At 63.8% G+C, this 21,427-nt stretch carries 18 protein-coding genes; 8 read left to right on the forward strand and 10 right to left on the reverse strand.

Annotated features, from left to right (window positions below):
• Positions 1-82: 82 nt before the first annotated feature.
• The 10 genes from AAC077_RS09380 to AAC077_RS09425 all read right to left on the reverse strand — a co-directional run bounded on the left by AAC077_RS09380 (position 83) and on the right by AAC077_RS09425 (position 11,248).
• Entirely contained in the window at positions 83-1,093 is a 1,011-nt protein-coding gene (locus tag AAC077_RS09380; protein WP_339768827.1) for an ABC transporter substrate-binding protein, read from the reverse strand.
• Positions 1,090-2,481: an FAD-binding oxidoreductase gene (locus AAC077_RS09385; protein WP_339768829.1), complete on the reverse strand. Its 1,392-nt coding sequence runs from the start codon at positions 2,479-2,481 to the stop codon at positions 1,090-1,092. Before AAC077_RS09385 ends, AAC077_RS09380 begins: the two co-directional genes overlap by 4 nt.
• A complete protein-coding gene (locus tag AAC077_RS09390; RefSeq protein WP_339768831.1) occupies positions 2,481-3,623 on the reverse strand; it encodes an amidohydrolase family protein in 1,143 nt (380 codons plus the stop codon). The genes AAC077_RS09385 and AAC077_RS09390 overlap by 1 nt, the downstream gene beginning before the upstream one ends.
• Positions 3,624-3,660: 37 nt before the next feature.
• Positions 3,661-4,509, reverse strand: a complete 849-nt coding sequence (locus AAC077_RS09395) for an ABC transporter permease (RefSeq protein ID WP_339768833.1) — start codon at positions 4,507-4,509, stop codon at positions 3,661-3,663.
• A complete protein-coding gene (locus AAC077_RS09400) occupies positions 4,490-5,290 on the reverse strand; it encodes an ABC transporter ATP-binding protein (RefSeq protein ID WP_339768835.1) in 801 nt (266 codons plus the stop codon). The genes AAC077_RS09395 and AAC077_RS09400 overlap by 20 nt, the downstream gene beginning before the upstream one ends.
• A 3-nt stretch (positions 5,291-5,293) precedes the next feature.
• Entirely contained in the window at positions 5,294-6,094 is an 801-nt protein-coding gene (locus AAC077_RS09405) for a creatininase family protein (protein WP_339768837.1), read from the reverse strand.
• A gap of 224 nt (positions 6,095-6,318) precedes the next feature.
• A complete protein-coding gene (locus AAC077_RS09410) occupies positions 6,319-7,074 on the reverse strand; it encodes an IclR family transcriptional regulator (RefSeq protein ID WP_339768839.1) in 756 nt (251 codons plus the stop codon).
• A gap of 117 nt (positions 7,075-7,191) precedes the next feature.
• Complete coding sequence (locus AAC077_RS09415) at positions 7,192-8,280, reverse strand: extracellular solute-binding protein (protein ID WP_339768841.1); 1,089 nt, start codon at positions 8,278-8,280, stop codon at positions 7,192-7,194.
• Positions 8,281-8,315: 35 nt separating this feature from the next.
• On the reverse strand, positions 8,316-10,109 hold the full coding sequence (locus AAC077_RS09420; RefSeq protein ID WP_339768843.1) for an ABC transporter permease subunit: 1,794 nt from the start codon (positions 10,107-10,109) through the stop codon (positions 8,316-8,318).
• A complete protein-coding gene (locus tag AAC077_RS09425) occupies positions 10,106-11,248 on the reverse strand; it encodes an ABC transporter ATP-binding protein (RefSeq protein ID WP_339768845.1) in 1,143 nt (380 codons plus the stop codon). Before AAC077_RS09425 ends, AAC077_RS09420 begins: the two co-directional genes overlap by 4 nt.
• 217 nt (positions 11,249-11,465) lie before the next feature.
• On the opposite strand from AAC077_RS09425, the gene AAC077_RS09430 reads away from it, so the two are divergent.
• From AAC077_RS09430 to AAC077_RS09465, 8 genes are read left to right on the forward strand one after another with little or no spacing between them, the layout of a single operon-like run.
• The gene (locus AAC077_RS09430; protein WP_339768848.1) at positions 11,466-12,275 is read left to right on the forward strand and encodes a CoA-transferase; all 810 of its coding nucleotides are present in this window, start codon (positions 11,466-11,468) and stop codon (positions 12,273-12,275) included.
• The gene (locus AAC077_RS09435; RefSeq protein ID WP_339768850.1) at positions 12,272-13,039 is read left to right on the forward strand and encodes a CoA transferase; all 768 of its coding nucleotides are present in this window, start codon (positions 12,272-12,274) and stop codon (positions 13,037-13,039) included. The genes AAC077_RS09430 and AAC077_RS09435 overlap by 4 nt, the downstream gene beginning before the upstream one ends.
• Positions 13,040-13,087: 48 nt before the next feature.
• Complete coding sequence (locus AAC077_RS09440) at positions 13,088-14,284, forward strand: CoA transferase (RefSeq protein ID WP_339768852.1); 1,197 nt, start codon at positions 13,088-13,090, stop codon at positions 14,282-14,284.
• Positions 14,285-14,293: 9 nt separating this feature from the next.
• On the forward strand, positions 14,294-15,352 hold the full coding sequence (locus AAC077_RS09445; RefSeq protein WP_339768854.1) for a 2-hydroxyacid dehydrogenase: 1,059 nt from the start codon (positions 14,294-14,296) through the stop codon (positions 15,350-15,352).
• A gap of 10 nt (positions 15,353-15,362) precedes the next feature.
• A complete protein-coding gene (locus AAC077_RS09450; RefSeq protein ID WP_339768856.1) occupies positions 15,363-16,040 on the forward strand; it encodes a class II aldolase/adducin family protein in 678 nt (225 codons plus the stop codon).
• 12 nt (positions 16,041-16,052) lie between these two features.
• Positions 16,053-17,552 (forward strand): FGGY family carbohydrate kinase, encoded by a 1,500-nt coding sequence (locus AAC077_RS09455; protein ID WP_339768858.1) that lies wholly within the window; start codon positions 16,053-16,055, stop codon positions 17,550-17,552.
• Positions 17,549-19,102, forward strand: a complete 1,554-nt coding sequence (locus AAC077_RS09460; RefSeq protein WP_339768860.1) for an acetolactate synthase large subunit — start codon at positions 17,549-17,551, stop codon at positions 19,100-19,102. Before AAC077_RS09455 ends, AAC077_RS09460 begins: the two co-directional genes overlap by 4 nt.
• On the forward strand, positions 19,099-21,423 hold the full coding sequence (locus AAC077_RS09465) for a molybdopterin-dependent oxidoreductase (RefSeq protein WP_339768862.1): 2,325 nt from the start codon (positions 19,099-19,101) through the stop codon (positions 21,421-21,423). Before AAC077_RS09460 ends, AAC077_RS09465 begins: the two co-directional genes overlap by 4 nt.
• Positions 21,424-21,427 lie beyond the last annotated feature (4 nt).

The following is a 21,427-nucleotide window of genomic DNA, read 5'->3' on the forward strand; positions in this document are numbered from 1 at the left end:
TCACGGTAGGGGGCGGCGCTGCAAGATTAGCACAAGCGTCGCCCCGCACCAGAACGGAAGGGGCGTCGCCGCCCCCACCGGTTTATTGGCCGGTCAGCTTGGCCTTCAGGTCCAGACCGTGACCCTGGTTGACGAACTGGCTGGTTGCCACTTTGGACAGGTCGACAGACCCCGTTTCAACGATGCCGCTGGACACGGCCAGATCATGAAACGCTTCGATCCGCTCCTGGGACATCGCCCCGATCCCCTGCTCCAGCGCGTCGCCGCTGTCGATGATCTCAAGCGCCTTGAGCTGGGCCACTTCCTTGTCCAGCTTTTCCACGGTCATTTCCGGGTTGGCCGCCATGATCGCGTCGTATGCGGGCTTGTGGTCGCCATACAGGAAATTCACCCAGCCTTCGATGGTCGCATCAACGAACCGCTGTACCAGTTCGGGGTTCTCGTCGATCAACTGCTGGCGGGTTTCCAGCGTGGCGGCATAGGTGTTCCAGCCGTTGTCGGCCAACAGGAACACGTCCACATCGGCCCCTTGCTCGCGGGCATAGATCGGCTCGGCGGTGCCATAGGCCTGTTGGACCATTTTGTCGTCGGCCAGAAACTGGGCCAGGTTGTAACCGTAGGGGCGCAGTTGTTCATTCTTGAACCCTTGCGCCTGCACCATCCATTCCCAAAAGCTGAATTGCCCGTCCTTGGACACCAGCACCGTGGGCGCGCCGGACAGCGCGGCAAAGTCGGCGTATTGCCCCTTGTGGGTCATCAACGCCTGCGGGTCTTTTTGGTAGAAGGCGGCGACGACGGTGGTGGGGATGCCGTTGCGCACGTTGTCAAAGGACAGCAACAGGTTGCCCGCCATCAAAAAGTCCAGCCGCCCCGCCGACAGCATCGGGCGGTTGTTGACCTGCGGGCCGCCGGGGCTGATTTCAACGTCCAGCCCGTATGCTTCATAGGTGCCATCGGCCAGCGCCTGATAGAACCCGCCGTGCCCGCCCTGGGCCAGCCAGTTGGTGCCCATCACGACCTTGTCGTTGGCCCATGCGGTCGTCGCGGAAAGCAGGGCGCAGACTGCGCCGAATGCCGTAAGTGTCTTTTTCATGCTGTTTCTCCGTGTTGGTGTTGGTCGTCACGGCGGACCATATCCTTGGTCCATCCGCGTGTTTTTCCCGGGTTCATCAGGCCGTAGGGGTCTGCCCGTTTTTTGAAATCAATCTGCGTGGTGTCGATTTCCTTCATGCCGCCGTCTTCGATGGTGACGACATGGGGGTCGAAAATCGTGCAGCCGTCTGTTTCTTCCAGTTCCGCAATCAGACGGTACATCTCGTCCTTGCCACGATAGCGCACCAACGGCAGGGCAAAGATCTGGATGTCGCCGTCCTGACGCGCCATTTCGTGGTGCCAGAACATATCGTCGCCGTGGCGCGCCATCTGGCGCATCACCAGATCAACATCGAACGGGCGCGGATAGGCGACTTGCAGGTACGTCCAGCCCGGATCGACCTTGAGCGCCTGCAAGGTGGTGTGGTTCCAGCCGCATTCGTAAGCCGGTTGCAGACCTTCCGCGCGGATCTGGTCCTTGGTCATGGCAAAGGACACGCGCCCGCCCTGCGCCTCGGCCTGCGCCGTGAAACGGTCCATTTCGTCCGGTGCGACCATCGCAAAGATCGCATCGCGGTCGGCGGGAAACAGGTCACCGAACTTGGTGTAATAGGGGGCAAAGCGCCGCTCGACCGCGGTCAGCAGATAACAGTCCATCCCGTCCTTTTGCGCCTGGGTGGCAAAGTTCAGGGCGTGGTCATAGCCGTCGAACAAGGCGGCTGTATGAATCCAGTCGGTCCGGGGCGTTAAGGCCAGACCCAGTTCCACCATGATCCCGTTGGTGCCGAATGCGTGCTGCACTTTCTGGATCTCGTCGCCGTGCAGTTCGATCACCTGCGGCTCTTCCTCGACCGTGATAACCTTGACGTAGCTGACGTTGCCCGGATCGCGCAGCATCCCGTGGCGCAGCGACCCGATGCCGCCCGAGCCCCCGGCCAGGAATCCGCCAATCGTCGCCATCTGGCGGGTTGACGGGTACATCAACAGCTCTTGCCCGGTTTCATGCGCCGCATCGTCCAGCCGCGAAATCCGCGCACCGGCCTGCACGCGCACGTGGCCCGGCGTGATCTCCAGCACCTTGTCCAGACGGGTCAGGTCCATGATCACCCCGCCCTCCATCGGCACGCACTGACCATAGTTGCCGGTGCCACCGCCGCGCAGGGTCAGGGGCAGTTTGTGCTTTGCAATCAGCGATGCCACCTGCATCACCTCGTCGACCGACTGCGGGATCACCAGCACATCGCCGATCTTGTCCTTGAGCTGGTCGTTCAGGATCGGGCTGTACCAGAAATAATCGCGCGACCGCGCTTCCAGATGCTTTTGGCCATCGTGAAAGCGGATGTCGCCCAGTGCGGCCTTGAATGCGGTCAGATCGGAAGTACGGGACATCATTTGTCTCCTTGAAAGGGGGGCAGAACCGCGCCGTTGCGCCAGACACGTCGCACCGCAGTGGCGCGGCTGATCACGTCGTTCAGGTCGGTTGCGTCAAAGTGGATAAAGTCGGCAGGGCCACCGGTGCGCAGGCTAAGGTCATGGCCCATCCAAGCGGCGGGCCGTGCGCTGATGGCATCCAGCCAGTCCTCGGGCGGCAAATGGCCCATCAGCACGCCCATGCGCAAAACCTCGATCAGGTCATAGTCGCCATAGGGAAAGAACCCGTCGCGCACATTGTCCGATCCCAGCATGACCGGAACGCCGGCGGCATCAGCCTCTTGCAGGGGCGCAAGACCGCGCAAGCGGGGGGTGCGGCCCGTGCCTGCATCCTGAAGATAGCTGTTGGCACCGGGCAGGACGGTCAGACCAATGCCTGCCTCGGCAGCGCGGCCCAGAAGGGTTTCAACCTGCGACACGTCGCGCACCGACAGCGAACAGCCGTGCCCGCACAGCACACGGCCGGCCATGCCGCGTTTGGCCGTTTCGTCGATGATCGCGTCGATGCCGCGCGCGTCTACGTCCAGCCCTTCGTCGACATGGAAATCCAAGGGCAGATCGTGCGCCTCGGCCAGGTTGAACAGGGTGGCGATATGTGCCGCCAGATCGTCGTTGCGGTAGACGAATGCGCCCAGAATACCACCCTCGCGGCGCAGCGCCGGCGCGATGGTGGGACCGATCCGGGCCAGATCGTCCAGACGGGTCAGTGACGACAATTGCAGGTCAACCCGCCCGCGCCAGTCCTGCGCCAGTTCGGTCAGCACATGCCAGCCGCGCGGCGCATCGGCATAGGACCAATCCACATGACTGCGCATCAGCGCGGTGCCGTGGTGATAGGCCTTGGCCAGACCCAGCGACGCGCGGCGGCGCAGGTCGTCGTCGGTCCAACGGGCTGCGTCCTGCCCCATCATCTCGATCGCATCGAACAGCGACTGCGCGCGGTGCGGCATACGCGGCGCGGTCATCGTCTTGTCCAGATGGGTGTGGATGTCGGCCAGCAGCGGCATCACGTAGCCGCCGCCGCCCGTCGTCGCGGGGCGCAGCGCGGTGATGCGCCCCGCGTCCTGTTCCAGATCCCAAAAGCCGCTGTGTCCGGCCAAAGTGATCCCTTTTAGGTGCATCCTGTCCGTCATCTGCCTATTTCTCGCGCTTGATCTCGCTCTCGTGCCAATGGCCAAGAACGGCGCGCGACAACCACGCGGTGATCAGGAAAATGCCGACGCCCAGCACCGACACCAGGAACAGTGCCGCAAACATGCGCGGGATTTCGTTGCGAAAGCTGGACTCGAGGATACGCGAGGCAAGGCCGGTGTTCTGCCCTGCGGTGCCTGCCACAAACTCGGCCACCACCGCGCCAATCAGCGCCAGCCCGCCCGCGATTTTCAGCGCCGCCATGAAATAGGGCAACGCCGAGGGGATCAGCAGATAGCGCAGGCGCTGCCACGGGGTCGCCTGATACAGGCGGAACAGGTCACGCAGGTTGTGGTCGGCGCTGCGCAAGCCGATGGCGGTGTTCGACAGGATCGGGAAAAACGCCACGATCCACGCACAGATCAGCAGGGCGGCAAAGGTGTTGCTGACATAGATCAGGATCAGCGGCGCGATGGCGACCACCGGCGTGACCTGAAGGATGACGGCAAAGGGAAACAGGCTCATCTCGATGGGACGGGACAGGGCAAACAACATGCCCAAGGCCACGCCCCCGACGATTGCCAGCGCCAGCGCCATCAGCGTCAGTTTCACGGTGAACATCGCGCTTTGCATCAGGCTGGACCAATCGGTCACCAGGGTCTTGGCGATCAGGCTGGGGGCGGGGATCAGGTAATGCGGCACCTCGTTGTACCAGACCAGAAATTCCCACAGGCCCAGCGCAAAGGCGATGGCGGCAATCGGCAGGATATACTGCAACCGGCGCTCGCGGCGTTCGCGGATGACACGCGGGTCTAGCTGCGCGGCGGCGGGGGTATCAGTGGTTAAGTTCGACATGATCCATGGTCCCTTCCAAAGCTTTGCTGACGGTGCGGCAGCTTTCGGCGTATTCCGGTGACATCCGGTAGGCAGCGTTGCGCGGATAGCCTCCGGTCAGGGCAATATCGTGCACCACGCGCCCCGGACGGGCGGCCATGACCACGACACGGCTGGACAGGTAGACGGATTCAAACACCGAATGGGTGACGAAAATCACCGTCAGCCCCAGCGACTTCCACAGCGACAGCACCTCGTCGTTCAGCTTGGTGCGCGACATCTCGTCCAGCGCGGCAAAGGGTTCGTCCATCAGCAACAGCTTGGGTTTGGTCACCATTGCGCGGGCGATGGAGACGCGCATTTTCATGCCGCCGGACAGTTCGCGCGGATAGGATTTGGCAAAATTCGCCAGCCCCACCATCGACAGCGCCTCTTCGACGCGGGCGCGGCCTTCGACCTTGCCGACGCCTTGCAGTTTCAGGGGCAGATAGACGTTTTCGTAAACCGTGGCCCACGGCATCAGCGTCGCCTCTTGGAACACGTAGCCGATGTCGCTGCCCGCGTTGCCTTCGCCCGGACGGTGGCCGTTGACGGTGATCGACCCCGCCGAGACGGACAGCAGCCCCGAGATCATCTTCAACGCCGTGCTTTTGCCGCAGCCCGAGGGGCCAAGGAAGCTGACGAATTCGCCTTGCTGGATTTTCAGCGACATATCCCGCACGGCGACGGTGCCATTGCCGAACTGTTTGTCGACACCTTGCATGTCGATCAGCGGCGTTGCGGTTTCGGGGGTGTGTGCCATCTATCAGACCTTTGGTTTTCTGTGCAGCCAGTCGGCGGGCATGGCGTCAATCTCGGCCATCGCTTCGACCAGCCGCGCAACCGCGTGATCCAGCGTCGCCTCGCCCTTGGCGGCGGTGGCCAGATGCGCCTCGCCGCAGGCGCCTGAGGGGCTCAGGTCTTGGGTTTTCCATGCAGGTTTGCCGGCACGGCCAAGGCCCAGATGGGTTGTGCCCTCGAACAGATCCTGCCCGCGTGACCGGAAATCGCGGGCGTGGCGCATGTCCACGTTGCCCGCGTCCAGCGCCAGCATGACGGATGTTTCCATATCGCCCGCGTGAATGCCGTGGGTGCGTTCCGTTTCGGAATACATCCCCTCGGGCGTTCCAAAGCCGAACCAGTTGACCGAAAACGCCAGCATGTCATGCGAGATGCGCAATTGCCGCGCGACGATGTCCATCACCGGAATGTTGCCGCCGTGCCCGTTCAGCAGCACCAGCTTGTGCACCCCTGCCCGCGCCACGCTGGCCCCGATTTCGGTCAGCACCCGGATCAGGGTTTCCGCCGACAGGGTCAGGGTGCCGGGAAAGTCGATGTGTTCATCGCTTTTGCAGACCGCCTGTGCGGGCAGGAAGATGACCGGACTGTCATCGGGCAGCGCATCGGCCAGACGGCGCGCCACGCCGGTCACGGTGCAGGTGTCGACAGACATGGGCAAGTGCGGCCCGTGCTGTTCGATCGCCCCGATGGGCAGCACCGCGATCAGACGGTCGTGGTCCAGCGCGGCAAATTCGCGTTGGCTGTGATCGGCCCAATACCGTTTCATGCCGGCACCGTGCGGAACATCTTTTTCAGACTGATAAAGGTCATAGGCCCCCCTGTTTTCAGGCAGCCTAGATATCTTCATACCAATCGGTCAAACTATTTGTTCTGATTTTTTCAAAGCGACAGAGAATCCCCGCGCATCTGCCTAAAAAAGAAACACGCGCACGCAACAAGGCCGCATGGCGCGTTTAAAATCATTGAAAAGGCAAGGGACGCACGTCCGGTCTAATGTTCGCCGGTGTATCCCAAGGCGGACGAAATCGCAGAAGCCGCCGCAACCAGGTGCGGGCTGAAGGCGTCCAGTTCTTCGCGTTTGACGCGGGTGTCGGGACCGGACACGCCAATCGCGCCGGCCAGATCACCGTTGGGCCCGAGGATTGCACAGGCACAGGCCGCGATACCCGCGCGCCATTCCCCGTGTGGCACCACGGCAAAGCCGATTGCCCGCACCTGTTCGATGGCACGGTGAAGCTGGTCCATGGTGGTGATGGTGGCGGGGGTAAAGCTTTGAAATCGGTTGTGATACCGTTCCAGATAGGCGTCGGGCATCTGGGCCAACATCGCCTTGCCGGTGGCCATCGTATAGGCCGGGGCGCGCTGGCCCACGTGGGTGTGGGCGCGGATGTGGTGGCTGCTTTCGATCTTGTCCAGATAGACAACGTCCATGTCGTCCAGAACCGACAGGTGCACCGTTTCACCGGTCAGCGCCGCCAGACGTTCCATCGCCGGGCGCGCGACCTTGGTCAGGTCCAGCCGCCGGATCACGTGGCTGCCCAGTTCCCAGATCTTGGTGCCCAGCGCATAGGTGCTGTATTGCGGGTCCTGATGGACATAGCCCTGTGCCACCAAGGTCGCCAACAGCCGGTGCACGTTGCTTTTGGTCAGGCCCAGCTCGGCGGCAAGCTCGGTAACGCCGCGCGGTTTTTCGCTGTGCGCAAGCGCCTCGATCAGGCGCAACCCCTTGATAAATGCCTTGTCCATGACAGACCTGTTACCTTGAATATCACGCTGTGAACAGTGCATCGCGCAACAGCGTTCCGCAACGAAACGGCAGCCACAGGACATAGCCCCGCAGCCGCCGATCCTGTCATCTGCCGGTTACTTCGCCAGCAAGCTGTTCAGTTGCTCTTGACCGTACTCTTCGTTGGTCATGTTGCCCGCTGCGGCCTGCGCACCCCAGAATTCAGGGCTCCATTCGATGGCCTTTGCCACGTTGTCGGGGTTGTTCGCCCAATATTTGCTGATCTCGGGATCGGCCTTCTCGAACACCAACGGCGACGGCAACGCCACCGGATAGGCCGAGGTCAGCTCTGCCGCCAGATCGGCATCCAGACGCCACGACAGCAGCTTCAGCGCGTTGTCGTAGTTCGGCGCATCCTTGGGGATCGAGAAGAAGTCATAGTAGACAAAGCCCTGGTTCCACTCGACTTCGATCGGTGCACCCTCGAGCGCCAGCAAAGACGTTGAACCGGTATAGGCCATGCACATGTCCGCCTCGCCATCCAGCAAAAGCTGCGGCGGCTGCGCGGATGTGGTCCACCACTTGGTCACGTGCGGCTTGATCTTTTCCAGTTTTGCCAACGCGCGGTCCATGTCCAGCGGATACAGGTCCTGTTTGGCGACACCGTCGGCCATCAAAGCAGCCTCCATCGTAAAGCGCGGCCATGCAGGCAGGCAGCGTTCGCCGGGGAACTTTTCGACATCCCAGAAATCCGCCCAGCTTTGTGGCACATTGCCGTCCTTGTAGACATCGGTGTTATACACCAAACCCACGCCGATCACCTGCAAGGCGACGCCTTTGGGGCGTTTCAGGTTGTCGGGCATGGTGGCCAGCGTTTCCTTGGCGCTGTCCGACAGCTTGCCATAGTCGATGTCGGCAAGGCAGCAATCGCCCAGCAGTCCGACCTCTTGATCGAAGATGAACGTCAGGTCCCATTCGGTCTTGCCCGCATCCACCTGCGCCTTGATCCGGGGGCCGGACCGGGCCTCTTGCACGGTGATCACGTCAATGCCGGTCTCGTCCTCGAAGCTGTCGTACATCACCGACCGCAGGGCATCGCCATAGCTGCCGCCCGGATCTTGCATGATCACTTCGCCCTCGGCCGACGCCAGTTGCGCGCCCCCTGCGAGCAAGGCTGCGGCGGCAAGCACCGACAGGCCCGCTTTTCTGAATTTGGTTGTAAACATTTTCTTCTCCTCCTCCTGTGTTGTCTTTGGGTCGTTCACGTGTCGGCGCGGGCCCGGGCAAAGACCGGACGCGCCAATATGATGCCACCAACGACCAGCAGAACCTCGAGCGTGGACACGACGGCCAGAACTGGGTTCAGTTGATAATTGATGTCGCCCCACAGCATCAGCGGCAGGGTCTTCATGCGCGGGCTGGACAGGAACAGCGTCAGCACCAGCTCGTCAAAGGAATGCAAAAAGGCAAAGAACACCGCCGCCCCCAGACCAGGCGCAATCGCGGGCAGGGTCACCTTGCGAAACACCGTCAACGGTGACGCGCCGTGCACGGCGGCCCCTTGTTCCAGCCTGCGGTCAACACCTTGCAGGGCCGCCGCGACGATCACCACAACGATGGGAATGCCACCGATGGAATGCGCCGCCGCCAGCCCCCAATAGGTGCCCACCATGTCGAATTTCAGAAACAGGCTGTACAGTGACAGGCCCAGCACAACGGGCGGCACGATGATCGGGCTGACCAGCAACAGCATCAGCGTGGACTTGCCCCGGATCGAACTGCGCACGATCCCCATCGCCGCCGTGGCCCCCAGCGTGACGGAAATGCCGGCGGACATGATGGCGATGAACAATGAATTCCAGAATGCCGACATCCAGTTGCGGTCGGAAAAGAACTTTTCGTACCAGCGCAGGGAATATTCGGTCGGCGGAAAGGTCAGATAGCTGGCCTTGCTGAACGAGATGATCATGACGACGATGATGGGCAGAACCAGCGTGGCAATCACGCAAATGGCCAGAACCCGCACCGTCCATTCGCCCCAACGGGCATTCAGCGCACCCAGCCCGCGCAGCATTGGCCAGCCGATCCTGTCGGCAAGGGTTTCCTTGATTCCGCCTCGGGCTGGTTTGGGACGGTCCACGGTCTCGCGCGCCTTTGGCATCGGCGCCTTGCGCTCGCCGCCCCAGATGAATTCAAACCCCAGAAAGCGGCCTGCGACAGCCACAACCACCAGCGTCAGCACCAGCAGCACCACCGCCAAAGCCTGCAAGAAGCCCTCGCCGGTGATCGAATCCGCCTGTTGGGTGATGTGCATGGCAAACATCATGTCACCCGGCCCGCCCAACAGGCTGGGCGTGATGAAGAACCCCAGCGCCTGAACAAAGACCAGAAGGAAACCGGCACCAACACCGGGCAGGGTCAGCGGCAGCAGCACGCGCCAGAAGGCTGCCAGCGGCCCCGCGCCGTTCGCCATCGCCGCACGCAACAGCGCCGGGTCCAGCCGCGACAGGCTTGAATAGATGCTCAGCACCATGATCGGCAAAAGCACCGCCGTCATGCCCAGCAAGACGCTGCCCCGGTTGAACAACAGGCCGATGGGTTCGTCGAATGCCCCGATCCAGACCGCAAATTTGTTGATCGGCCCGTTGCGGCCCAACAGCACCATCCAGGCATAGGTGCGGATCAGGATCGCGATGAAATACGGCAGGATGATCGCCATCGCCACCAGCACCTGCGTGATCCCCTTGGTGCGCTGGATCAGCAGCGCCGCAGGGTAGCCGATCAGCGCGCACAACAGGGCAACCGTCAGCGCGATGTTCATCGTCCGCACCAGCGAATCGAAATACAGCGGCACGGACAGCACCCGTTTCAGATCGGCCCACCATGGGTCGCCTTCGACGCTGGTCTGCATCAGGTCGACCAGCGGCAACAGGTACATGAACCCCAGAAAGGCGAACGCCGGGATCAGCAGCAGCGCCGGATCTTTCAGCCGGTCCGACAGGCTGCGGGTCGGGGTAACCCCCGGGTTACCTTGGTGCGCATCCGTCTGGGTCATGGCAGAACCCACCCGTCGGTCACGCCCCAACTGACGTGCACTGTGCTGCCGGGGGTGGGCAGCTTCTGACCGGCGCTGTCCGAACACCGCACCAACAGCGTCTCGCCGCTGTCCAGCGTCACCTCGATCCGCAGGATTTCACCCAGGAACAGCGCCGACTGGACGCGCGCCGGAATCGTGTCCTGACCGGGTTTGTCTGACAAAAGCAGCCGCTCGGGACGGACCAGAACGGTGACATTGCGCCCCGAGACCTCGTCAGGTGCAGGACTGCGGAACAGATGGCCGGTCTTGGTGCGCAAGGCCAGCATGGCACCATCGCGGCGCACGATCTCGGCTTCGATCAGGTTGCTTTCACCGACAAAGCCCGCGACGAAACGGTTGCAGGGCTGGCGATAGATGGTTTCGGGGCGATCCACCTGAATGATGCGCCCGGCGTCCATGACGGCAATGCGGTCCGACATGGTCAGCGCCTCGCTTTGGTCATGGGTGACAAACAGGAACGTGCTGCCGATGGTCCGGTGCAGGTCGCGTATTTCCATCTGGATCGATTCGCGCAGCCGCCGGTCCAGCGCGCTTAGCGGTTCGTCCATCAGCACAACCTTTGGCCGCATGACGATGGACCGCGCGATGGCGACACGCTGTTGCTGACCGCCCGACATCTCGGATGGCATCTTGGCCGCTGACTCCGAAAGCTGCATCATCCCAAGCGTTTCCGCCACGCGCCGGTCGGTATCTGCGCGGTTGATCCCCGCCATGCGCATGGGAAAGCCGACGTTCTGCGCGACCGTCATGTTCGGAAACAACGCATAGCTTTGAAACACCATGCCGAACCCGCGCTTGTGAACCGGCACGTTTTGTACCGGCTTGCCATCAACACGGATTTCACCGCCATCGACGCGCTGGAAACCGGCCAGCAGGTTCAGCAAGGTCGTTTTGCCGCTGCCAGACGGCCCCAGAAGCGTGACAAATTCGCCCGGCTGGATGTCCAGGCTGATGCGGTCTGCGGCGACGAATGCGCCGTATCGTTTCGTCACGTTTTCGATCGTGATCCCCGAACCGATGCCCGCACGCGGCGCGTCATCGTGACGGCCATCAGCACCGCCGGGTACAACAACTGGATCTGCCAGCTTCAACGTCATCTTGTCCTCCCTAGTGTTCCATATTATAGAACGCTATTCCGTATATGATCATTGTATCGAAAAATTCACCTGTCAATCCCCTAGCGTCACCCTTGAAATATTGCTGCATTGCGGCAAATTTGGGCAATTGACAACTTTGACCCCGCCCGAATACCTTGTTATGCGAACCTATGTTCTACAATATGGAACAATAGCCAATGAATGGCGGCGAAATGAAATGTTGACCACAGTGGAACAGCTGGTGGACCGGCTTGAGACCGGAATGCGCATCGCCGTGCCCGTTGATTATGCCGGTGTTGCGATGGCCTTTACCCGCCCGATGATCGCGCGCGGGCTGCGTGATCTTGACCTTGTCTGTGTCCCGACCGGTGGCTTGCAGGTCGATCAGCTTATCGGCGCGGGGTGCGTCCGTTCGGTTGAAACCAGCGCCGTCAGCCTGGGCGAGGCCGGTGGCGCACCCCGTTTCAACGCGGCGGTGAAAGAGGGGCGCATCCGCGTGATTGACGCCACCTGCCCCGCCGTTCACGCGGGCCTGATTGCCGCGCAGAAAGGATCGCCGTTTTTCCCGATGCGTGGGCTGATCGGCACCGACGTGCTGCGCAACCGCCCCGACTGGATGGTCATCGACAACCCCTTTGCCGACGCTGGCGACCCTGTGGTGCTGATCCCGGCCATCAAACCCGATGTTGCCATTTTTCACGCACCAATGGCCGACCGCGCGGGCAACGTATGGATCGGGCGGCGGCGCGAACTGGCCCCGATGGCCTATGCCGCGACCGAAACCTATGTCACCGTTGACCGCATCGTGGACGACAACCTGCTGGCGGATGAAACCACCGCCGCGGGGGTGCTGCCGGCCCTGTACGTGTCGGGCATCGCGCATGTGCCGAACGGTGCGTGGCCCTATGGGCTGTGGGGTGTTTACCCGGCGGACACCGACGCGCTGAAACGCTATGCCGCCGCCGCCCGCACGCAAGAAGGCTTTGACGCGTATATGGCCGCCACCGAGAACGAGGCCCGCACATGACGCCCCAGCCCCCTGCACTGCCCAGCGAAACGCTGATCACCGCCATCGCCGCCCTGCTGGCCGACGTGCGGCACGTGGCGGTTGGCGCATCGTCGCCGATGCCCGCCGCCGGTGCCATGCTGCGGCAGGCGCTGGATGAACAGACCCGCCACGTGCGGCTGTCGATCCTTGGCTCTGTCGCGCACAACTTTTTCACCAACGGATCGGGCGAATTGTTCGATTGCGCAGGTCAGGGGCGCATCGACGCGTTTTTCCTGGGCGGCGGGCAGATCGACGGGCAAGCGAACGTGAACCTTGTCGGCGCGGGGGACTATCCGCAAAGCAAGGTCCGCTGGCCCGGCTCTTTCGGGTCGGCCTATTTGTATTTCGTCGTGCCCCGCGTGATCCTGTTCCGCGAGGAACACAGCCCGCGTGTGATGGTCGAGCAGGTCGATTTCATCTCGGCCCCCGGTGTCAGCCCGCCGGATGTGTACCGGCCCGGCGGGCCGGTGGCGCTGCTGACGGGCAAGGCGTTGTTTTCCTTCGACAAGACGCGGCCCGGTTTTACGCTGGAATCGGTCCACCCCGGCGAAACGCTTGAAACCATCCGCGCCGCGACCGGCTTTGACTTTGACCACCCCGACGAGGTGCCGCAAACCCCCGCGCCCGATGCCGCCACGCTTGCCTTGTTGCGCGGTCCGGTTCTGGACAAGCTGCAAGAAACCTATCCCGCCTTTGCCGAAAACTGGCGCCGTGACCTGGCCGCCCAAACGCAACACTGCTGAAACACTGGCCCGACAGGGCCGCACATCACCGATTGAACGGAGAACTGCATGACGCCCACCGGCTCCCTTTCCAACCTCAAGGTCATCGACGCCAGCCGAGTCCTTGGTGGGCCCTATTGCGGCCAGATCCTGGCCGATCACGGTGCGGATGTGATCAAGCTGGAACCGCCCGCAGGCGACGAAACCCGTGGCTGGGGCCCGCCCTTTCTGGACGGGGCGGCCAGCTATTTTCAGGGTCTGAACCGTAACAAGCGCGGCATTGCGGTGGACATCTCGCAACCGGCGGGGCGCACGCTGTTGCTGGAGTTGCTGGCCGATGCCGACGTGTTTCTTGAGAACTTCAAAACCGGCACGCTGGAACGCTGGGGTCTGGGCACGGACGAGCTGCAAGCGCGGTTTCCCAAGCTGGTCCACTGCCGCGTGTCCGGCTTTGGCGCCGATGGCCCGAAAGGTGGTCTGCCCGGCTATGACGCAGCCATTCAGGCGGTCTGTGGCATCATGAGCGTGAACGGCGAACGCGGCGGCGATGCCACGCGCGTGGGTCTGCCTGTGGTCGACATGGTCACCGGCCTGAACGCGGCGCTGGGTGTGTGCATGGCGCTGAACGAACGCGCCACCAGCGGGCGCGGGCAGTTCATCGAAACAACCCTGTACGATTGCGGCGTGTCCCTGCTGCACCCGCACCTGCCCAACTATTACCTGTCGGGCAAGGTCGCAGGCACCACCGGCAACGCGCATCCCAACATCTGCCCCTATGACACCTACCAGACCAAAACCGCGCCGCTGTTCCTGACCGTCGGCAACAACCGCCAGTTTGCCAAACTGTGCGAAGGCATCGGCAACCCCGCGCTGGCGACCGACCCCCGCTTTGCCAGCAATGCCGACCGGCTGAACAACGCGGATGCGCTCAAGGTGGAACTGGAAACCGCGATGGCGGCGTTCGACTGCGACCCCCTGTCGGAAAAGCTGATCCGCATGGGCGTGCCCTGCGGTGCCGTGCGCACCATCGACGAAGTGGTGGCCGACCCGCACACCACCCACCGTGAAATGATCGTGGACATCGGCGCCTACCGCGGCACCGGCAGCCCGATCAAACTGTCGCGCACGCCGGTCAGCTATCACAGCGCACCCCCCCGATTTGCCCAGCACACGGCCGAGGTGTTGGCAGAACGCGGGCTGGATCTGGAAACTTACCGCGACGTGCTGCCGGGGCTGGACCCCGTGGCCACACCCGAGAAAGCGTAGGACACCCCCATGACGACGCATGACACAACGCCCCTGACCATCGGCATCATCGGTGACGGGTTTATGCAGCCCGCCCTGTTCCGCAAGGCGCTTGAGTCGCGGCTGGGGGACCGCAGGATCACCTTCCGCGAAATGGAACTGGATTGGCCGCTACACGTCAAATCGACCAAGGTTGACCCTGATCTGCCCGTGGGGGAATTCGTCGGCAGGCCCGAGGATTATTTTGACTTCCTGTCCGATCTTGACGTGCTGGTGACCCATCTGGCGCCGATCACGGCCCACAGCATGGACCATGCCCCCGCGCTGAAGCTGATCGCAGTGTCGCGCGGCGGGCCGGTGAACATCGAAATGCCGGCCGCCCGCGACCGTGGCCTTAGCGTGGTCAACACGCCGGGCCGCAACGCATCGGCGGTGGCGGAATTTACCGTGGCCTCGTTGCTGGCGGAAACGCGCAACCTGATCCGGGGGCATCTGGCGGTGAAAAGCGGGGCGTTCAACCGCGATTACTATCACTATGACAATGCAGGGCCGGAGCTGGGCGAACTGACCGTTGGCATCGTCGGTTATGGCGACATCGGCACCCGCGTGGCGCGGCTGTTGCAACCGTTCGGCTGCCAGATTGTGATCTACGATCCGTTCAAACCACTGACCGACGAAGAAACCGCCGCAGGCTTTCGCAAGGCCGAGCTGGACGCGCTGCTGGCCGAGGCGGATGTGGTCACGCTGCACCCGCGCGTGACGCCCGAAACCATCGGCATGATCAGCCGCGCACGGATCGCGGCGATGAAACCCGGCGGCTATATCGTGAACACCACGCGCGGGCAGGTTCTGGACTATGACGCACTGTATGATGCGTTGGTGTCGGGACATTTGCGCGGCGCGGCGCTGGACACGTTCACCCCCGAACCGCCGCCCGCGGACATGCCGTTGCTGCAACTGCCCAATGTCACCCTGTCGCCGCATATCGCCGGTGCCTCGAAGCTTTCTGCGAAAAAGGCCGCCACCGTGATCGCCGAAGACATCGCGCGGTTTCTGGCCGGCGACACGCCCCACAACCTGTGCACCTGAGGATAGACCCATGACCGACCAAGAACTGACCTTGCGAACCGAACTGATCGAAGCGTGCCGCGCGATGAACGGGCTGGGCATCAACAAGGGCACGGCGGGCAACATCAGCGTCCGCCATGGCGACGGGTTTCTGATTTCGCCCACCGGCATTCCCTATGACAAGCTGCGCCCCGAGCATGTGGTGGCGATGAACTGGGACGCCTCGTTTACCGGCGACGTGCTGCCGTCCAGCGAATGGCGGTTTCACCGCGACATCCTGCAAGCGCGCCCCGAGTTGAACGCCGTGGTGCACACCCATTCGACCAAGGCGACCAGCGTGTCCGTACTGGGCCGTGACATCCCGGCCATCCACTATTCGATCGCGGCCGCCGGCGGGGACAGCATCCGCTGCGCGCCCTATGAGCTGTTCGGCACGCAGGAACTGGCCCACGAAGTGGTCAAGGCGCTTGAGGGCCGCCGCGCCTGCCTGATGGCGCACCACGGCGTGATCGCGGCACATGTGTCCATTGCCCGCGCGCTGGCGCTGGCCGTGACCGTGGAAGAGCTGGCGACGCAATTGCTGGCCCTGCTGCCCATGGGTGAACCGCCAGTTCTGTCCGAGGCGCAAATCGCGGTGGTGCTGGAGAAATTCAAGACTTACGGCCAGCAAACCCCCGACGTGCAGAAGGGTCTGCAACATGCGTCGTAACGCGTTGCCCCTGTGATCCTGTGTCTGGACAGCGGCACGACGGCGGTCAAGGCTGCCGCCTTTGATGCCTCGGGGCAGGTGTTGGCGCATGTCGAGCTGCCCAACACCGCGCTGATGCGTGCGGGCGTGCGGGTTGAACAGGACATGGCGGCCTCGGCTGATCTGGCGATACGCGCGCTGCGCGACTGCGCGGCCCGTACGGACGGTCATACCCCCCTTGGGCTGGTCGTGACCGGACAGGGCGACGGGCTGTGGCCGGTGGATGCCGACGGTCGGCCGGTTGGTCCTGCGATGACATGGCTGGACGGTCGGGCGCGGGGGCTGGTCAGCGAACTGGGCGATGCGCTGCACCGGATCGAAGCGATCACCGGGTCGCGCCCCACCGCCGCCGCGCAAAGCCTGCAATTGCTGTGGCTGCAACGCCACGACCCCGACCGTTTCCAGAGGATCGCAAAAATCCTGAGGCTGAAAGACTGGTTGTTCTATGCCTTCACCGGCACCCTGCTGGCCGAGCCCAGCGCCGCCTTGCCGGTCTGGGGCAACTGGCGCGATGGCCGGATGTCGGCAGAGATCGGGCAGGCGCTGGGCCTGACCCGTGGCCTCGACGTTCTGCCCGAATTCGCCCCCGTGGGCCAATGCCGCGCGCCATTGTCTGCGTCCGCAGCGCAGTCTTGCGGCCTGCCCGCCGGTCTGCCGGTGCTGATGGGGCCGGGTGATGTGCAGGCGACGCTGATCGGTCTGGGGCTTGGTACCCGGCCCGAGGTCACGCGGGCGTCGGTGTTTGGCACCAGTGCGATCCACGCCTGTCTGTTGAACGACCCCGACACGATGCCGCAAAAGCCCCGCGGGGCGATGGTGCAGCAATTCGTGCTGGGCGACGGGTTCCTGTGCTTTCACCCCTGCTTTAACGGCGCGACCCTGTTGCAGCATTTGCACGGGCAGTTCCGCGATCTGCCATCGCCCGTGCCGCCCGCCTATTCGGGGTTGGTGATGCATCCCTTTTTCGAGCCGGGCGGCGAACGTGCGCCCTGGACCGACCCGCAAGCCAGCGCCGCCCTGTTCGGGCTGAGTGCCGCCACCACGCCGCAGCAGATTGCATGGGCCGGACGCGAGGCGCTGGCCTTTGTCGCGCGCACCAGCCACACGATGATGGGTGCCGCCCAGGGCGCATTGTCGCTGGGTGGCGGGCTGGCGCGGGATACGGATTTCGCGCGGTTTCTGGCCACCTGCCTTGGCACACCGGTGGTGCGCAGCCCCACGGCGCACGCTGGGCCGCGCGGGCTGGCCGCGATTGCGGCAACACATCTTCTGGGCGCTTCCCCTGCCGAAATCGCGGCCCAATGGATCGGCCCGCCCGAAGACAGCATTCCCCCCCAAACCGGCCCGGTCGCGCGCTATGCGGATGCAAAATTTGCAACCTTCCGCAATCTGGTCGACACAACATCACCCCATTGGGCGGCATTGTCCGACATCGCGGACGCCGCTGCACATCTGAACGAGGACACAATATGAAAATCGGCGCCGACCTGCTTTGCGATACCCTGCTGGCCAACGGAATTGACACCTGCTTTGCCAATCCGGGCACCTCTGAAATGCACTTTGTCGCGGCACTGGACCGCCAGCCTGCGATGCGCTGCGTGCTGGGGCTGTTCGAGGGTGTGGTCACGGGGGCCGCTGACGGTTACGCCCGTATGGCGGAAAAGCCCGCCGCGACCCTGCTGCACCTGGGGCCGGGGCTGGCGAACGGGCTGGCCAACCTGCACAACGCGCGGCGCGCCGGCAGCCCGATGGTCAACGTCGTCGGCGATCACGCGACCTATCATCTGGCGCTTGATGCGCCGCTGACCTCGGATATCGAAAGCCTGGCGCGGCCGATGTCGCATTGGGTCGGACGCGCGGACAGCCCCGAAACGCTGGGCTCTACCGCCGAACAGGCCATCACCGCCGCGCGTACCGCACCGGGCCAGATCGCCACGCTGATCCTGCCCGCCGATGCCTCGTGGGGGGCCGCGCCTGCCGGTGATCCGGTGGCCATTACGCCGCCGCACCCCACGGCACCGGATGCCGCGCGGATCACACAGGCCGCCGCCGCCCTGCGCAACGGGCGCACCACCACGATCCTGATCTCGGGCAAGGCCCTGCGCGATGCCGAACTGGACACGCTGGACAGGATTGCTCAAAGCAGCGGCGCGCGGCTGATGGCGCAGCAATCGAGCGGGCGCATGATGCGCGGCGCGGGGCGCGTTGCTTTGGATCGGGTGCCTTACAAGGTTGATCAGGCGCTTGCGACCTTTGCCGACACCGAACAGGTCATCCTGATCGGCGCAAAGGCACCGGTCGGCTTTTTTGCCTACCCCGGAAAGCCCGGCAAGATGCTGCCCGAAGGGTGCGAGGTGATCGACATGGCCGACGCAGGCAGCGACCTGCCAGCGGCCATCGCCGCGCTTGCGGATGAATTCGGCGTGGCGAACAGCCCCGCCGCGCGCCATGCGTCCCGCGCCAAGCCCGACATGCCCAGCGGCACGCTGACGCCGGATGCCATCGCCGTCGCACTGGCGCATCACATGCCCGACAATGCCATTGTTTGCGACGAATCCGTGACCTCGGGCCGCGACTTTTTCCGCCACACCTATGGCGCGGCCCCGCATGATTTCCTGCAACTGACCGGTGGGGCCATCGGTGTGGGTATGCCGCTGGCCACCGGTGCCGCCGTCGCCTGCCCGGACCGCAAGGTGATCACGCTGCAAGCGGACGGGTCCGGCATGTACACGGTGCAGGCGCTGTGGACGCAGGCGCGCGAGGAACTGGATGTGGTCACCATCGTCTTTGCCAACCGCCGCTACCAGATCCTGCACGGCGAGCTGAAAGACGTGGGCGCAGGCACCGCCGGGCGCAACGCCAGCCGGATGCTGGATCTGGACAACCCGGCGCTGGACTGGGTCAGCCTTGCGCGGGGCATGGGTGTCGAGGCCGCCAGCGCCAGCACCGTCGAAGACTTCAGCGATCTGCTGCGCGCGGCCTGCCAGCGCCGTGGGCCGTTCCTGATCGAAGCCTTGATATGAAAGGGCCTGCCGCCATGTCCAACATCCGCCGCGTGCCGCATTGCAGCCATTGGGGCGCCTATACGGTCCTTGTCGATGACAACCGGATCGTGGGGGTCGAGCCGTTCGGCCCCGACCCTGCCCCGTCGCCGATCATCCATTCGGTGGCCGAGTGGACCAAAAGCGACCGGCGCGTGTTGCAACCCATGGTGCGCCAAGGCTGGTTGGAAAACCGCGGCGCAAGTGACGGGCGCAAGCGCGGATCGGACCGGTTCGTGCCGGTCAGCTGGGACGAGGCGACAACGCTGGTATCGGACGAGATTTCGCGCGTGGCGCGCGACCATGGCAACGCGTCGATCTTTGCGGGGTCATACGGCTGGACCAGTTGCGGGCGCTTTCACCATGCCTCGACCCTGCTCAAGCGCATGTTGAATCTGGTGGGTGGCTATACCGGCCACGTCGACACCTATTCGATTGCCGCAGGCCCGGTGATCCTGCGGCACACGCTGGGCGACGAGCGCGCCTGCGGGGGTGGTTCGAACACGCTGGACAACATCGCCGAGCACACCGAAACGCTGGTCGTGTTCGGGGCGATGTCGCCACGCACCTCGCAAAGCGAGGCGGGGGGCATCGGCACGCACCAGTTGGAAACCCACCTGCGCCGGATCGCTGAACGCGGGGTCAGGGTCGTGCTGGTGTCACCCCTGCGCGACGACCTGCCCGACTGGCTGAACGCCGACTGGATGCCGATCCGGCCCAACACCGACGCCGCGCTGATGCTGGGGCTGGCGGGTGAAATCGTCGCCGCCGGACGGCACGCCCGCGACTTTCTGGACCGTTGCACCAGCGGTGCGGACACGCTGCTGTCTTATCTGACCGGGGCCGACGACGGCGTTGTCAAAGACGCCGACTGGGCCGCCCAGATCACCGGACTGGATGCCACGACGATCCGCGCCCTTGCTGCACAACTGGTCAACAGCCGCAGTATGCTGACCGTCAGTTGGAGCCTGCAACGCGCCCACCATGGCGAGCAACCGTTCTGGGCCGCGCTGGGGCTGGCCGCGATCATCGGCCAGATCGGCCTGCCCGGTGGCGGCGTCGGCTATGGCTATGGATCGCTTGGCGGGGTCGGTGCGCCGATCCAGACCGGCAAATCCCCCGCGATGAACAGGGGTAAGGATGCGATCCGCAGCTTTATCCCCGTGGCGCGGGTGTCGGACATGCTGCTGAACCCCGGCACGCCGTTCACCTATCAGGGCGAAACCCGCAGCTATCCCGACGTCCGGCTGGTCTATTGGGCGGGCGGCAACCCGTTTCACCACCATCAGGATTTGAACCGGCTGACCAAGGCATGGACCCGTCCCGAAACCATCATCGTTCAAGACCCGATGATGACCGCAACCGCGCGGCGTGCTGATATTATCCTGCCAGCCTCGACCTCGCTCGAGCGTAACGATCTGGCTGGAAACCGGCGGTCGGATTACATCCTTGCGATGCACCGGGCCGTTGATCCCATGGGTCAGGCGCTGTCGGACTTCGAGATTTTCACACGGCTTTCGGACAAGCTGGGCGTCAGGGCCGCCTTTGACGAGGGCCGCGACGAAATGGGCTGGGTGCGGCATTTGTACGACCTTAGCCGCAGCGATGCGCGGGAGCGGCTGGGTTTTGACATGCCCGACTTTGACACCTTTTGGGATCAGGGATTTGCCGCCTGCCCGGTCCAGCGCGATCACACCTATCTGGCCGAATTCCGCGCCGATCCGCAGGCCGCGCCGCTGGCCACGGAAAGCGGCAGGATCGTGTTGGGCAGCGCCGCGCTGGCAAAGCTTGGCTATGACGATTGCCGCGCCCATCCCGCGTGGATTCCGCCCGCCGAATGGCTGGGGGCCGCTGGTGCAACCGACGCGCTGCACCTGCTGTCCCATCAACCCAAAGGGCGGCTGCACAGCCAGTTGGAAACCGGCCCATCCAGCCGCGAGGACAAACGCAACGGCCGCGAACAGGTGCGCCTGAACCCCGATGACGCCGCTGCGCGCGGCATCGCCGACGGGCAGACCGTGCGCCTGTGGAATGATCGCGGTGCCTGTCTGGCCACCGCCAGACTGACCGCTGACCAGCGCCCCGGCGTCGCGGTGCTGCCCACCGGCGCATGGCTGACCGAACAGGCAGACGGCCCCGAACTGGCCGGCAACCCCAACGTGCTGACACTGGATGTCGGCACCTCGCAATTCGGGCAGGGCTGTTCGGCGCAGACCTGTCTGGTTCGGATCGCTCCGCATGACGACAATCCGGGCGATGCCATCGAAATCTATCAGGCGCAACTGACCGCGCTTTTGACCTAAGGAA

The organism is uncultured Pseudosulfitobacter sp. (assembly GCF_963976325.1).
GTDB lineage: Bacteria > Pseudomonadota > Alphaproteobacteria > Rhodobacterales > Rhodobacteraceae > Pseudosulfitobacter.